Raw genomic sequence first — 14,605 nt, 5'->3', positions numbered from 1 at the left:
CTTGGTGGTCTCCTGACCTTACTCAGCCCATGTTCAGCTTTACTGCTGCCGGCTTTTTTCGCTTACGCTTTCACCACCCCTGCCCAGCTCGTAGCCAGAACCGGGCTGTTTTACCTGGGGCTGCTCTCCACACTGGTGCCGCTTGGCGTCTTCGCCGGTGCTCTCGGCTCTTTGGTGACCCAGCACCGCAGCGTTCTCATTGCAGTTGCGTCAGCTCTGGTTATCAGCGTGGGAATAGCCCAGCTGGTGGGGATCCGCCTGCCCCCATTGTTCCGCAGCGCCCATCAAGGTGAAGGCCCCCGTTTGTCCGTGTTCGTCCTCGGTTCTGTCTACGGGGTCGCCGGAGCCTGCACCGGCCCCATTCTCGGCTCAGTCCTGACCGTGGCGGCGGTGGGAAGCAATGCCGTATATGGCGGGGTTCTGCTCGCCGTGTATGCGTTGGGGATGGCCTTACCGCTGTTTGTGTTGGCCCTCCTGTGGGACCGGCTGGGGGTTTCCGGGCGGAGTTGGTTGCGGCCGCGTCAGGTCAGGGTGGGGCGGTGGTCCAACTCCGTGGTGATGGTCATTTCCGGTGGCCTCTCAATCGGCATTGGGGTGCTCCTGCTTGTCACCGACGGCACCGCAGGACTCGGTGGGGTACTGACCGTGTCCGACCAGTTCCGCCTTGAATCAGCTGCCAGTGGGATCGCCTCGGGTGTATCCAATCCGGTCTTCATGGTGGCCGCCGTGGCGGTGTTGACGTTGACCTCCGCACTGCGTTGGAGAACCCGCCGAGAATCACGCCATGCCGACACCGAGCGCAAAAGATCCGCCGTGCAAGAAGAAAAGGACGTTCGATGAAGGACGCTCACCGCATCTCCCTGGCTGTGGCCCTGGCAAGCTGGCCTGCCCGGCGTTGGCTGGCCGCGGTCGGCGGCGCGCTCATCACCTACCTGGTCGTGGCGGTCCCGACGGATCTTATTGACACGCCGCTGTTCACGCGGGAGGTTCCGCCGACGTGGTGGTCCTTTCCTGTTCTGGCCGTGACGGCCGGGCTCACCGGCATGGTGGCCGCCACGTACGTCTCCCGTGAACCGACTCCGCAGAATTATCGCCACGGCCGGTTCGGAGCCGTTGGTGCAGCGATATCGTTCTTCGCGGTGGGTTGCCCGGTCTGCAACAAGATCGTACTGCTGGCACTGGGAGCCTCCGGTGCCATGCGGTACTTCGAGCCCATCCAGCCGCTGCTGGCTGCCGGGTCCGTGGCCCTGCTCATGTGGGCCCTCCACCAACGGGCGACATCCGAGGACCGGTGCCGGGCGCCACAGGTGCCGGCTGCCGCGCGGTCAGCAAACGGTTGACGCATGTGCGAGGCCGATGAGGCCCTTCAATCAGGACGCGAGTCGGGGCCGGCCTTACACCCGAACGAAGTCGCTATGGTGATTCTTTCTCCCAGAATGTAGCTGCGGCGAAACTCCAGAGTCCTTGCCCGGTAACATCCGGTGCGTTCGATCAGCAGCAATGGCATCCCCTCGGCACAGTTCAGGCGGGAGGCCTGATCCGCGGAGGCAGCTACGGCAGTCAACTGCTCGGTGCCACCGTCCAGCACGATGCCGCAGCGTTTTTCCAGCTCGGCATACAGCGCGGCTTCGGTGAAATCCGACTGCATCAGCTTCGCGGCGACGGCCGTCGGGAGCCAAACCTGGTCCAGTCCAAGGGGTTCCTCATCGGCCAGACGCACACGCGAAAGATGAAAGAACTCCGTATCGGCCTCCAGTGACATCTTCCCGGCAACCGAGGCATCCCGCACCAGGTGCTGTGCCAGGACAACACTTGAATGGTGCAGGCCGGATTCACGGATGGATGCCAACAAACTGTAGATGGGCCCGTAAGCTGTGCTCTTCCCCGCAATAACCGCAGGCTTCCGCCCGGGGTGCGCGGTAATCTGTCCAGCCTCACGCAGCGGCCGCAGTGCAGCCCTGATAGTGCCCCTACTGACGCCGTACCGTTTGGCCAACTCCAACTCGCCCGGAAAACCCGAATCAAAGACGCCACCAAGTACCTCATCCCTCAGGTCGGCGCTGACCTTTTTCCACAGCGGAGCACGGCGTGACCCCCCTCGTGGCGCAGACCGTTCAGCCGGAAAGGACGCCTGCTCTTGAGTATCCACGTAGCCTCGAGTGATATGTGCGGCCGATTGTCGTAACACGACACTACGTCACGGCCCACCGGCACTAAAAGCTTGAATCTTCTCGAAGAAGGATCCGTTCGACTCCACGTCGGCTCGTCCGCGCCGCCTGCCAAGCCTGCCCCTCCCACGTAAACCCCCTTTAACCGCAAGGAATGCCGCACAGGAAAAGCGACACTGGCTCAGCGTTTAGCGAAAAGCTTCGAAAAGAACGCGGCCAATGCCGAGGGCTCGTTCTCGTGACCGGTGCAGCGCTGTGTTCTGGGCACACTCCGCAACACCTGATCCACGTGTTGACCGCAGCCTGCCCACGTCGTTTTCCCACACTTCCTGCATGACACCGCTCGACACATCTGAGATCTCCTTCGACAAGTGATTACTTATCCATACTATACCCCATGGGGTATAGCACCATGCTCGGCGAGACTGACTTGCACGGCCAACCCGCTTTCCCTGCAAGAAAACCACCAATTGAGGGTGCGAGTCTCGTACGGGTCGAGGAAGGATCTCCAGGGCATTTCGGATTTGAGCATGAATACTGCGGGCGCCCTCGGCGGTGCCCTAACCAGCCAACCGGGAGCCGCTCACCTATGCACTTGTCACCAGATGCCACATATTAAAGCGCAGGCGCACTCTCATACTGCTCGACGGCGGTGCGGTAGCTTTGCGCGGTGAACAACGCCGTGCGCTGCCAGCCGAACGCCAGCGCGTGCACCGCGGCATGGGTGCCCAGCGTGCGGCGCATGCCGTCGTCGTCGTGCAGTGCTTCCAGCGCAGCCGACCACAGACCCACGCCGTGGCCGTCCACCAGGACCCCTGTCCGCCCGTCGCTGATCGCCTGCGGCAGGCCTCCGACGTTCGCGGCGAGCACAGGTGTGCCGCAGGCCTGCGCCTCAAGCGCCACGAGGCCGAAAGATTCGCTGTAGGACGGCATAGCAACGACGTCGGCGGCACGGAACCAATGGGCCAGCTGGCCGGCCATGACCGGGGGGTAGAGCCGGACGGCGTCATGCAGTCCCAGGCGGTCGATCAGCGGCTGCAGCTCAAGGGCCTCAGAGCCGCTCCCGGAACCGATGATGCTGACCTGCAGCGGGATATCCGGGCGCCGCGCCAGCAGGTCGGCCGCCGCCTCGACCAGCAGGTGGGGACCCTTGAGTTTCTGGATCCGGCCGGCGAAAACCACGTGAAAGGCGCTCTCGGGGAACCGGAGGCGTCTCCTGGATACGGACCGCTCACGCGCATTGAAAATGTCGAGATCCACGCCAGGGGCCACGATATCGACCTTCTCGGCAGCTGCGCCGTAGAGGGACTCCAGCTCTGCGGCTTCGGTGCTGGTGTTGGCAATGAGGCGGTCGGCGCCCTCCACGATCGCCTGCTCACCGTCGATGCGCGATTGTGGTTCCATAACACCGCCGGCATGAAGGCGGAGATTCTTCACCCTCGCCATGGTGTGCATTGAATGCACCAGGGGAAGTTTGAGGGACCTCGCGACGGTCAGACCCACGATCCCAGACACCCAGTAGTGGGAGTGGATCACGTCAAAGTGTCCGTCCGCGAGGAGATCGGTCGCATCCGCGATGGCGTCGGCGAGGTCATCGGACAGTTGCGGAAGAACTTCCTTGGGCACCCGGCGGGTGGGGCCGGCAATGAGGTGACGGACGAGCACCCCGGGACCGAGCTCCTCCATATGGGGTTGCCCGTCGGAGGCCGCACGCGTAAAGATTTCGACGTCGATTCCCACTTTGGCGAGTTCCAGCGCCACGGAACGGACGTAGACGTTCATGCCGCCGGCATCGCCGCCGCCGGGCTGGTCAAAGGGCGATGTGTGAAGCGACAGCATCGCCACGCGCTTCACCGGGGTCACGAACCCTCCCTTCACCATTCCTGTTCAGGGCTGTGCCTACACTTGCCCGTTGACCGCCTTTGACCCTATAACGCACGGGCCGGCCGCTACATTCCGTGACGGGACAACAGCGCTAGGCTGGCGGGGATCCAGAGAAAGGAACCGGGTGGGATCGGGACGCCTACGGGAAGTCGATGCGCTGCGCAGCTTTGCGCTCGGCGGCATCCTCATGGTCAACATCTGGTATTTCGCCGATCCCTACGCTCTCGCAGGCACCATCAGCCCGAGCCACAACTCGGCGCTCGATCTTGCCGTCCGCTTCACCGTCGCGGCCCTCTTCGAGGCGAAGTTCTACCTGCTCTTTTCATTCCTGTTCGGCTACAGCTTTGTCCTGCAGTGGCGGGCAGCGGAGTCCGCGCATGTTTCCCCTGCATCGCGGATGCGCCGCCGCCTGGCCGCCCTGTTTGTTCTTGGCCTTACCCACGGCCTGCTGCTGTTCTACGGCGACATCCTTCTGACCTACTCCCTCATGGGGGTGGTGCTGCTGGCCACCCACTCGATCCGCACCTACTCTGCGGTTGCCGTGGGCGCAGCGATCATCGGCATCATGGGATCCCTGATCCTGGCGGTCGGTCTGCTGATCGCGGTCGGGGGCGCGGGTCTGCCCTCGCTGGCCCCCACCGCAGACCCCGGCGCCCTGACCCGCAGTCCGGGTGCCGCCTTCGCCACCAACGCCGCCCACTTCCTTGAAAACGTGGCCGGGGTGGTCTTTTTTCAGGGGCCGCTCTCGCTGGCAATGTTCTATATCGGTCTGGCAGCCGGCCGGGCCGGACTCCTGGAGGGCTGGCTGCCGTCCGGCAAACTGAGGACGACGACGGCGGTCTGCCTGCCTCTCGGCCTCACCGCCGGAATACTGCAGGCCTACCTGACCACCTACGTGGACGGTGACCGGTTCAGTGTTCTCGCCGTCGGCATTTCAACCCTCACCGCCCCACTGCTCACAGCCGGCTACGTGTGTCTCCTGCTGCTGTTCTTCCGTACGACGCCGGGCGCTGGACTGTGTGCCTTCCTCGCCCCGGCAGGGCGTATGGCACTGACCAACTACCTGTTGCAGTCAGCGATCCTGGCGCTTCTTTTCACCGCCTACGGCCTGCGACTCTCCGACCGGTTGCCGGCGGCAGCGGTGGCGGGCATCGCCGTCGTCATCTTCATCACGCAACTGGTGCTGAGCAGACTGCTGCTCTCCCGGGTGGGCACAGGACCGGCCGAGTGGCTGCTTCGCCGCGCCACCTACGGTCGCCGGCGCCCGCAGGCGCTGCAGAACTAGCGTCTGCCGGGAGCAGGCTGGACAAAGGTGGGCAGCATTTCCTCACCGTGGACCAGATTGCTCGGGGAAGTGTCCTGGTTGCTCACCGCACTGCAAGTACCGTGCGCCTAGATGTTCCAGCGCAGGATCGCGGGAGTGCGCTTGTCCCAACCCAGCGCGCACACCGCCGCCGTCCCCAGGATGAAGCGCCGGCCCTCGACCGGCTCGAACTCCAGCCACCGCGCCGTCAGGATGCGCAGAAAATGGCCGTGCGCCACCAACAGCGCGTTCCGCACCGGAGTTGCCTCCGGATCCCGGTCGGCCGGCGTACCGCAGCCCGCCTGCACGCGGGAGATGATCCGGTCCGCCCGGGCGGCGACCTCGGCCAGGGTCTCACCGTTCGGCGCCCCGTCCTTCCAGATGAGGTATCCCGGGTTCTCCTGGCGGACCAGCGCACTGTTGCGGCCCTCGTTGTCGCCGTAGTCCCATTCGTGGGCATACGGAAGCACCTCGGCGTCCGGGAATCCGGCCAGCTCCGCCGTTCGCCGCGCACGCTGCAGCGGAGAGGTGAACACCAGGTCAAACTCGACGCCGGCCACGCGTGCCGCCGCATCGCGTGCCTGCTGCTCACCTGCAGGGGTCAGGGCAAGGTCCGTGAGGCCGGTGTAGTTGCCGTCCCTGGACCATTCGGTTTCACCGTGGCGCAGGAGCCAGAGGTTCGGCAGCGGGGTGCCCGCGGGGGTGAGGTCCGCAGCAGCCGCGCCGGGCTGGCTCATGACCCGTCTCCGGCCGACTCGGGCTGGTCCGCCCACCAAACGTGCAGCTTGGCCTCGGCCTCCTCGCGGCTGTGCGGCCCATGTTCCATACGTTCCTCCAGCAGGAAGCGGTACGCCCGTCCCACAACCGGCCCCGGCCGGATGCCCAGCAGTCCCATGATCTGTTCTCCATCCAGGTCCGGCCGTATCGATGCGAGCTCTTCCTGCTCGGTCAGCACCGCGATGCGGGTCTCAAGATCGTCATACGCGAAGGCCAGGCGCTCTGCCTTGCGGCGGTTGCGCGTGGTGACATCCGACCGCGTGAGCCGGTGCAGCCGCTCGAGCTGCGGCCCCGCATCGGTGACGTAGCGACGCACCGCCGAATCCGTCCAGCCGGCCTCACCGTACCCGTAGAAGCGCATGTGCAGCTCCACCAGGCGCGCCACGGCCTTGATGGTGTCGTTGTCGAAGCGGAGCGCCTTCATCCGTTTCGCCGTCAGCTTCGCGCCGACCACATCGTGGTGGCGGAAGCTGACCGCACCTGTCGGTTCGAATTTCCGCGTTGCCGGCTTGCCGACGTCGTGCATCAGGGCAGCGAACCGGAGGATGAAATCGGGGGCCGGCACCGCGCCGTCGTCGTCGGTTTCCAATTGGCAGGCCTGCTCAAGGACCGTCAGCGAATGCTGGTAGACGTCCTTGTGCCGGTGATGCTCGTCCATCTCAAGGCGCAGCGCCGGCACCTCCGGAAGCACGTGGTCGGCCAACCCGGTGGACACCATGAGGTCAACACCCCGGCGGGGCTGCGCTCCGTTGATCAGCTTGGTCAGCTCATCGCGCACCCGCTCCGCCGAGATGATGGTGATGCGCTCCGCCATGGCCGTCATGGCCTCCCGCACCTCCGGTGCCACCTCCACCCCCAACTGGGAGGCGAACCGCGCTGCCCGCATCATCCGGAGCGGATCATCAGAGAACGACGACGACGGCGCGCCCGGAGTGCGCAGCACCCCCGCATGGAGGTCCTTGACTCCTCCATACGGGTCCACCAGCTCCAGGGAGGGAAGCCGCAGGGCCATGGCGTTGATGGTGAAGTCACGGCGGAGGAGGTCTTCCTCGAGGTTGCTGCCAAACGCGACCATCGGCTTGCGGGAGGACGGGTCATAGGCCTCGGCGCGGTACGTGGTGACCTCGATGGTGAACGAGTCCTTGCGCAGCCCGATGGTCCCGAACTCGCGGCCGATCTCCCAGAAGGTATCCGCCCAGCGGCGCACAACGGCAATGGTCTGGTCCGGGCTCGCGTCCGTCGTGAAATCAAGGTCAGGAGAAACCCGTCCAAGGAACAGGTCACGGACCGGGCCGCCCACCAGGGAAAGTTCATGGCCGGCTTCGGCGAAGAGCCGGCCGAGCTCGGTCACCACCGCCGGAAGCGGGGCGGTCAGCGGGGAATTTTCCAACAGGTGCACCATAGTTCTTTAAGCGTGCCAGAGATCAGCCCAAACACCATTACGGGCAGCCAAACGTCTCCGACGCAGGCGGTGGCGGGCAACACGCGGAGGGTTCTGCACGGGGACGCCGATGCCGCGTGCCCGGTCATCATCGGCCCGGAAAGGTCGTTAGAGTGGGGTCATGGACCGTCCTGTTCCGAGCGCCCCGAAGCGCACCCCATTGACAGCGTCAATGGGCCGGACAAGCGCGCCCCTGATCCACCAGAGCCTTCCCACTGTGGAGGAAGTGTCAGCCGGCGGAATCGTCGTCGACACCTCCACTGACCTCCTCAATGTGGCCATCATTGCCCGCCTCAACCGCGGAGGCCGCCTCGAGTGGTGCCTGCCCAAGGGCCACCCGGAAAACCAGGAGAACAACGAGCAGGCAGCAGTACGGGAAATCGAAGAGGAAACCGGCATCCGCGGCCGCGTCCTGGCTGCGCTGGGGAGCATCGACTACTGGTTCACCGTCAGCGGGCACCGCGTCCACAAGACGGTCCACCACTTCCTGCTTGTCTCCACCGGCGGGCACCTCACCATCGAGAATGATCCCGATCACGAGGCAGTCGATGTGGCGTGGGTGCCGCTCGCCGACCTCGGCCGCAAGCTGTCCTTCCCGAATGAGCGCCGTATCGCCGACCTCGCCCGCGAAGTGCTGCCGCAGTACCTCTGATCCCGTCCGCAGGTTGCGGCCGGTGACCGGCGTCGTCCGTTATTGGTGAGACGATAAGTCACGATGTCTGATACCAACACCGCCTCAATACCCGTCCAGGATGCGGGCGTGCTTCCCAGTCGCCGTCCCGCTGCGCCCGGGAATGTGCCGCCTACCGATTCCACCGCACGATCCAGTGCGATCATGGCTGCGGGCACCCTGGTATCCCGCCTGCTCGGGCTCGTCCGGGTTGCCCTACTTGCCACCGCGATCGGCACGGCCGGGGCGGTGTCGGACCTCTTCCCGGCAGCCAACAACCTGCCCACCTACATCTTCCTGATGATCGCCGGCGGCGTGTTCAACGCCGTGCTGGTGCCCCAGATCATCCGGGCGAGCCAGCAGGAAGACCGCGGCTCGGACTTCGTCAGCCGCCTCATGACCCTCTCCGTGATCGTGCTGTTCATCATGACGGTGCTGATCACCCTGGCTGCGCCTTTCCTCGCGGACCTGCTCACCAATGTGTCCGGGGATGCGCTGGCACTGACCACCGTCTTCGCCTACTGGTGCCTCCCGCAGATTTTCTTCTACGGTCTCTACTCGATCATTGGCCAGGTCCTCAACGCCAACGGGTCATTCGGTCCGTATATGTGGGCGCCCGTGGTCAACAACATCGTGTCCATCGGGTTCCTGATCGCATTCATTGCGCTGATGGGTGCCGAGCGGACCACCGGGCATACTCCCGATACCTGGACGCCCACCCACACCCTGCTCCTCGCCGGCGGAACCACCCTCGGCATCGTTGTCCAGGCGCTGGTGCTTCTGGTGCCGCTGCGCCGCCTGCACCTTGGCCTCCGACCCAAATTCGGGTGGCGCGGCGTGGGGCTGGGCAAGACCGGCCGGCTCGCCTCAATCACCATCGTCACCATGCTGATCGGCAACGGCCTGTACATGGTCAATCAGTGGGTCGCCACTATCGCCACCGAGGCCCGCACCGAGCTCCCCGAAGGCACCTACATTGCCGGTCTGACCAACCTTGATATCGGCGCCCTGGTCTACGTTCTCCCGCATTCGGTGATCGCGCTCTCGCTGGCCACCGTGATGTTCAACCGCCTCGCCGCCGCACATTCCCAGAACGACCTGCGGACCACGAAGGAGACCCTGTCACTGGGCCTGCGCACGATCGGCGTCGCGACGGTCTTCGGTGCAGCAGCACTCCTCACGCTGGCAGGACCGCTGGGCATGGTCTTTTCCGGCGGCATCCGGGAAGGCGGCGCGCTCAACGCCGTGGTCATCACGCTGCTGGCCGTCGGGTCGCCCTTCCTGAGCGCCAACTTCTTCATGAACCGCGTCTTCTACGCCGCTGAAGATGCCATCACACCGCTGAAGATCCAGCTCATCCTCTCTGTCGCGGGTGTGGCCCTTGCGCTCACCGCCAGCCTGTTTGAACCCAGCCTGATTGTCCCCATGCTGGCGCTGAGCTTCACGGTCGGCAACATCATCGCCGTCATCGTCAGCCACCTGTTCCTGGTCCGAAAAATCGGCGGATACGGCGCAGGGCACATCTACGACGTCCATGTCCGTCTGGCTATCGCCGGCCTCATGGCGGCTGCGGTCGGAGCGGGACTGCTCTGGGCCTTCGGTGGTTACCGGCCGGACGGCTTCGCCTGGCAGTCGGTGGCGAGCGCCGCCGTCGTGCTTCTGGTGGTCGGGCCGGTCATGGCGGCTGTGTATGTCGGAATGCTGAAGGTCCTGAGGGTCACTGAACTGAGTGACTTCCTTGCGCCGCTGCTGTCCCGGTTTCGCCGCCGCTAGGGGCGGTCGCCGCGCGTAGCGCAGTATGCCCGGAAGTGACCGGTAGCATTGGTACAAAGTATCCACATCCGGGAGGAACTCGTGCCAGAAGCAGTAGATGTCGGTTCAGTACTGGGCGGCCGCTATAAGGTCACCGCCTACGTACTGGCCTCTGCTGAGAAGGACCTGGTGCTGGACGGCGTCGATCAGGTGCTGAATCGTCCAGTGAGCATTCTGGTGGCCTCGGTCTCCAACGCGAGCCAGGTGGCCACGAGCGCGCGTGAGGTAGCTACTGGCGAACGCCCCGGCAACATCCAGGTCCTTGACCTCGGGATCACCGACGCCGGGACCTACCTTGTGACCAATCGGGCACCTGCAGCGGATCTCCTCGACCTGGTCATCCAGCAGGATGCCCCCTACATTGAACCGTTCTTCACGGACACACTCGGCTCGGAGATTTTCGGCGTGGCACGCTCCACGGAACCGGAGACCTACGAGGACGACGACTACTACGATGACCACCACCACGAGCCGGAGCGGCGCCCCTCACGCCTGCCGAAAGCACGCATGCCCCGGTTCGGCCGCGGGGCGGCCGCTGGTGCCGCTGCGGCCGGTGGGGCAGCCGCTGGTGCCGCCGCAGCATCCGCGCGCTCGGAGCAGGGCACCGCTCCGCAGGGTGTCACGGAGTCCCGCCCAGCAGGGAACAAGGCCAATGTGCCGCCACCGCCCAGTGCCCCGCCACGTGCAGCCCCCGGCGAGGAGCAAACGGATAAGCCCAGGATTTCCGCCTGGACCGGCGATGATTCCGATCGGTCAGAGGATTCCCGATCCTCACAGCGACCTGCATCGCGTTTCCCGGCCGCCGCTGCGGGCGGCGGGGCTGCTGCTGCCGGCACCCAGTACGACGACGACGACTCCTACCAGGAGTATGACGACGTTGATGACCGCGAGAACAGTCCGCGCTTCACACGCCTGCTTGTCGGTCTGATACTCGCGCTGGTGATTGTCGGCGCCGTCATTCTCGCCGTAACTCAGCTCCGGCCCCTCTTCGACCCGCCCGTAGCGAGCGAGAGTACCACTGCAGAAGCCACGACTGAAGCCACCGAAGGCCAGACCACATCGCCTTCCGCAACGGATTCCGCTACTCCCGAACCGGAACTCGTTGCTCCGGTTGCAACGGGTGTCACCCGTCTTGTCCCCGACAATCCGGAACTGAATTCACAGACCGACGCCGACCTCGGCGCGATCATCGATGACAATCCGGCAAGTTTCTGGGGCAGCCTCGTGTACGCCAACGAGACGTTCGGCGGTCTCGCCCAGAACCTGGCGCTGGTGGTCGAGCTGGAAGAGCCGTCCAACATCTCCGAGATACAGATCGAACAGCTGAACAGTTCGGGCGGCAGCTTCACGGTGTTGCTGAACGATCAGCCAACCCTGGAGGGGGCAACCCAGGTTGCTCAGTCAGGCTTCACCGGCCCTTCCGTCACCTTCAACGTACCGGAAGCCGACGGTGCACCTCCTACCGCTCAGTATGTGATCGTCAACTTCACCCAGCTGCCGCGTCTCTCCAACGTGCAGGCTCAGTACCCCTGGGGCATGCGCATCGCGGAGATCAACATTTCCTAGCGCCCCGCGCGGCACTGGGACACACGGAATAACGGCGCCCGGTGTGTCGTTGTTGACAATGATCGCGACCGGGCTTGAGGCTTTGCCCGCTCTCACCGACAGAAAGGTCCACCAAACCCGTGAGCACAGAGACACAATCGGCCAGCACCACGTCCGCTGACGTCAGGGACGTCATCATCGTTGGTTCGGGACCCGCCGGCTACACAGCCGCGGTCTACACTGCCCGTGCCAACCTCTCGCCGCTGTTGATTGCAAGTTCCGTCACCGCCGGCGGTGAGCTGATGAACACCACGGACGTAGAGAACTACCCAGGCTTCCCTGATGGCGTCATGGGTCCGGACCTGATGGAGAACTTCGAGAAGCAGGCTGTCCGGTTTGGCACCGAGATCCTCTTTGAAGACGTAACCTCGGTCGATCTGTCCGGGGAGATCAAGACCGTCACCATCGGAACCGGCGAGACTTTCCGTGCGCGGGCGATCATCATTTCGACAGGCTCCGCTTATCGCGAATTGGGACTCGCTGACGAGAAGCGGCTCTCGGGGCATGGCGTCAGCTGGTGCGCCACCTGCGACGGATTCTTCTTCAAGGATCAGGACATAGCCGTGATCGGCGGCGGTGACTCGGCCATGGAGGAGGCGCTCTTCCTCACGAAGTTTGCACGCTCCGTCACCGTCGTACACCGGCGCGACTCCCTGCGTGCCTCCAAGATCATGCAGGATCGCGCGCTGGCACATGAAAAGATCCGGTTCGAGTGGAACGCGGCGGTGGCAGCAATACACGGCACCGACAAGGTCACGGGCCTCACTCTCGCCAGCACGGTGGATGAGTCCACCAGGGAGCTCGCCGTAACCGGAGTGTTCGTGGCCATTGGAAACGACCCGCGCGTCGATCTGGTGAAAGACCAGCTGAAACTCACTGACGAAGGAACAATTGCGGTATTGGGTCGGACATCCAAGACTTCACTGCCCGGAGTTTTCGCTGCCGGCGACGTTATTGACCCGACCTACCGCCAGGCGATCACAGCATCGGGGTCGGGATGCGTAGCTGCCATTGACGTGGAGCACTACCTCGCCGACCTGGGAGACTCTGTCGAGACCGCGGCGGAAGTCCCCACGCCGATCGCTGAACACGTATCTGAAACAGCCTCCGTTTGATACCGAAAAGGAGTAGTACCCATGAGTAACGCAAGGGAAGTATCGGACAGCTCGTTCGAAGCCGACGTACTGAAGTCAACTAAACCAGTAATGGTTGATTTTTGGGCTGAATGGTGCGGGCCATGCCGGAAACTCTCACCGATCCTCGATGACATCGCCTCCGAGCACTCCGAGAAGATTGATGTTGTGAAGCTTAACGTAGACGATAATCCGGCCACCGCTGCAAAGTACGGGATCACCTCGATCCCTGCTGTCTATGTTTTCAAGGACGGCGAAGTAGCCGCAACGTCCATCGGGGCGAAGCCGAAGCAGGTCCTGGAGCAGGAATTCGCTCAGTTCCTCTAAAGGCTCAGTTCCTCTAAATCAGCTATCACAAAAAGACCGGGCGCCTCATAGCTGCCCGGTCTTTTTGTTTGGTCGTCACCCCCAGCGTTTACATTTGCGGCGCCGTTCCACGTGAAACGGTGAGAGCTGCCCGTCATTGATTTCGGCGGTCGGTTTGATAAGGGAATTTCGACCGCCTATTAGGCGGAACAGGAGTACCGGAGACAGCCTCGCGGTGCGGAGATTCGGGGAGGATCAATCGTAGCGCCGGCGGCGCTTTGTAGCTGCGGCAGACAGCCGAGCGTCGAGCTACCGTTCCACGTAAAACGCCGCGGGTGACCGCAGCAGCAATCAAGAATAACCTCCACGCGCGTCCCGGTAAATGCCATGTTCATCCTACGCCGACCGGACCGCTCGAGTGGGGGTCGCTTCGTGCCGACCCTTCCAGGCTGAGTTTCAAAGAGTCAGGCTCCATGCGGCCGTCGGGTGCCCTACCGCCCCCGTGTAGGTGGCGAGGTTTCTCAGCGCGGTACGGCCAACTGGTAAGAGTGGTGTGAGAGGTCCATAGGGTTTCACGTGAAACGAAAGCCACGCCTCCAGGACCCGGTGGCGTACGCGCAGCTTGAAACCTTCGGCCCGCAGCCAATGAAGCGCCACGCGCGTATCGCAGAGGAGCACAACTCCTCCGCAAGTACGGGCCGGACAGCGATAGACCCGGGGAGACGCGCCCTCGTTGACCTGCGAAGAGCTGCGACCGCAGCCTAGTCACCCGGGCGCAAGTTCCTAGGAGTGGGCCGCGGCAGCTTCATGAGGGCACCGGTGCCACAAGCATTTGACGACGATCAATGCGTCGGAATCTTGACCAGCCCCGACATACGGCGTCGACATGAAGGGTCGGCCGCCTCGCCGACCCGACCATCAAGACCGTCCGCCAGCTCAAGCGGAACACTGTCCACCAGGAGAAGGCCCGCTGACGTTCCACGTGAAACATAGACGACAGCCCGCGACCAGACACCACGCCCCCGTTGCCCGCCATGCTCACGATGCCACCATTGAAACGCGCGCAAAATTGGGGCACGGTGGCGCGAACTTGTGGTGACACCCTGCATAGCTACACCTTGATCGCTGGGGGCGGCCGGCGGCCCTCGGCGCAGCGGGAATGGCCCGAGGCCGCCTGGCATGGTGACAACAGATCACTGTCCCACCGGTCGCGGCCGGCGGGAGTTGGTCAGCCTGTTCTTCACGGAGACGGAAGTCAACGACGTTCCCGCAGCATGATGCGCACACTGCTTCGCCCGGATACCTTCGGCTTCACCCGGATACCTCCAGCCAACCCACGCATAGGTTTCCCAACAACGAAGAATCGATCCTAACGGCGACCCCTCCGTTCGGCGTAGGCGCAAGCGGGCGACTAGATTGGTGCGGTCCATGTGCACGGACCTTGAGGAAAGCGCCACCACACGGGCGGTGGGCGAAAAGGGCAGCCCTTCCGTAGCCGGGTGTTCA

The 14,605-nt window shown here is 64.0% G+C and carries 12 protein-coding genes; 8 read left to right on the top strand and 4 right to left on the bottom strand.

The genetic code is table 11. The features are described from left to right. Positions 1 to 840, top strand: an 840-nt coding sequence (locus BLS52_RS10205) for a cytochrome c biogenesis CcdA family protein (protein WP_090586477.1), incomplete at its 5' end; no start/stop codon positions are given. Continuing rightward, complete coding sequence (locus tag BLS52_RS10200) at positions 837 to 1,340, top strand: hypothetical protein (protein WP_090586475.1); 504 nt, start codon at positions 837 to 839, stop codon at positions 1,338 to 1,340. The genes BLS52_RS10205 and BLS52_RS10200, both read left to right, overlap by 4 nt. Before the next feature lie 26 nt (positions 1,341 to 1,366). On the opposite strand, the gene BLS52_RS18980 is transcribed toward BLS52_RS10200, so the two are convergent. Together BLS52_RS18980 and mshA are read right to left on the bottom strand one after the other, a co-directional pair. Beyond that, on the bottom strand, positions 1,367 to 2,149 hold the full coding sequence (locus tag BLS52_RS18980) for a GntR family transcriptional regulator (RefSeq protein WP_281241705.1): 783 nt from the start codon (positions 2,147 to 2,149) through the stop codon (positions 1,367 to 1,369). A 634-nt stretch (positions 2,150 to 2,783) separates the two neighbouring features. Further along, positions 2,784 to 4,031 (bottom strand): D-inositol-3-phosphate glycosyltransferase, encoded by a 1,248-nt coding sequence (mshA, locus tag BLS52_RS10185; RefSeq protein ID WP_090586513.1) that lies wholly within the window; start codon positions 4,029 to 4,031, stop codon positions 2,784 to 2,786. A gap of 145 nt (positions 4,032 to 4,176) precedes the next feature. Between mshA and BLS52_RS10180 the strand changes: the two genes are divergently transcribed. After that, the gene (locus tag BLS52_RS10180) at positions 4,177 to 5,337 is read left to right on the top strand and encodes a DUF418 domain-containing protein (protein ID WP_090586471.1); all 1,161 of its coding nucleotides are present in this window, start codon (positions 4,177 to 4,179) and stop codon (positions 5,335 to 5,337) included. A 107-nt stretch (positions 5,338 to 5,444) separates the two neighbouring features. Here BLS52_RS10180 and BLS52_RS10175 read toward each other — a convergent pair whose 3' ends face one another. Beyond that, a complete protein-coding gene (locus BLS52_RS10175) occupies positions 5,445 to 6,092 on the bottom strand; it encodes a histidine phosphatase family protein (RefSeq protein ID WP_090586468.1) in 648 nt (215 codons plus the stop codon). Beyond that, the gene (locus BLS52_RS10170; RefSeq protein ID WP_090586467.1) at positions 6,089 to 7,534 is read right to left on the bottom strand and encodes a CCA tRNA nucleotidyltransferase; all 1,446 of its coding nucleotides are present in this window, start codon (positions 7,532 to 7,534) and stop codon (positions 6,089 to 6,091) included. Before BLS52_RS10170 ends, BLS52_RS10175 begins: the two co-directional genes overlap by 4 nt. A gap of 211 nt (positions 7,535 to 7,745) precedes the next feature. On the opposite strand from BLS52_RS10170, the gene BLS52_RS10165 reads away from it, so the two are divergent. The 5 genes from BLS52_RS10165 to trxA all read left to right on the top strand — a co-directional run bounded on the left by BLS52_RS10165 (position 7,746) and on the right by trxA (position 13,120). Beyond that, positions 7,746 to 8,225, top strand: coding sequence for an NUDIX hydrolase (locus BLS52_RS10165; RefSeq protein WP_245702795.1), 480 nt, complete (start codon positions 7,746 to 7,748; stop codon positions 8,223 to 8,225). A 183-nt stretch (positions 8,226 to 8,408) separates the two neighbouring features. Further along, the gene (murJ, locus tag BLS52_RS10160; protein WP_245702789.1) at positions 8,409 to 10,016 is read left to right on the top strand and encodes a murein biosynthesis integral membrane protein MurJ; all 1,608 of its coding nucleotides are present in this window, start codon (positions 8,409 to 8,411) and stop codon (positions 10,014 to 10,016) included. Positions 10,017 to 10,097: 81 nt separating this feature from the next. Next, the gene (locus tag BLS52_RS10155) at positions 10,098 to 11,621 is read left to right on the top strand and encodes a hypothetical protein (RefSeq protein ID WP_090586460.1); all 1,524 of its coding nucleotides are present in this window, start codon (positions 10,098 to 10,100) and stop codon (positions 11,619 to 11,621) included. A 119-nt stretch (positions 11,622 to 11,740) separates the two neighbouring features. Further along, positions 11,741 to 12,775: a thioredoxin-disulfide reductase gene (gene trxB / locus BLS52_RS10150; protein WP_090586458.1), complete on the top strand. Its 1,035-nt coding sequence runs from the start codon at positions 11,741 to 11,743 to the stop codon at positions 12,773 to 12,775. 21 nt (positions 12,776 to 12,796) lie between these two features. Then, the gene (gene trxA / locus BLS52_RS10145) at positions 12,797 to 13,120 is read left to right on the top strand and encodes a thioredoxin (protein WP_090586456.1); all 324 of its coding nucleotides are present in this window, start codon (positions 12,797 to 12,799) and stop codon (positions 13,118 to 13,120) included. Positions 13,121 to 14,605 lie beyond the last annotated feature (1,485 nt).

It is taken from the genome of Arthrobacter subterraneus (assembly GCF_900099735.1).
In the GTDB taxonomy this organism is placed as follows: domain Bacteria; phylum Actinomycetota; class Actinomycetes; order Actinomycetales; family Micrococcaceae; genus Arthrobacter_D; species Arthrobacter_D subterraneus.
This window is presented reverse-complemented; position numbering and strand designations above follow the sequence as displayed.

Bases quoted from the DNA above. Each gene is read 5' to 3' on its own strand.
- BLS52_RS10200 (WP_090586475.1), top strand. From the start codon at position 837: ATGAAGGACGCTCACCGCATCTCCCTGGCTGTGGCCCTGGCAAGCTGG.
- murJ (WP_245702789.1), top strand. From the start codon at position 8,409: ATGGCTGCGGGCACCCTGGTATCCCGCCTGCTCGGGCTCGTCCGGGTT.
- trxA (WP_090586456.1), top strand. From the start codon at position 12,797: ATGAGTAACGCAAGGGAAGTATCGGACAGCTCGTTCGAAGCCGACGTA.
- BLS52_RS10175 (WP_090586468.1), bottom strand. From the start codon at position 6,092: ATGAGCCAGCCCGGCGCGGCTGCTGCGGACCTCACCCCCGCGGGCACC.
- BLS52_RS10170 (WP_090586467.1), bottom strand. From the start codon at position 7,534: ATGGTGCACCTGTTGGAAAATTCCCCGCTGACCGCCCCGCTTCCGGCG.
- BLS52_RS10165 (WP_245702795.1), top strand. From the start codon at position 7,746: ATGGGCCGGACAAGCGCGCCCCTGATCCACCAGAGCCTTCCCACTGTG.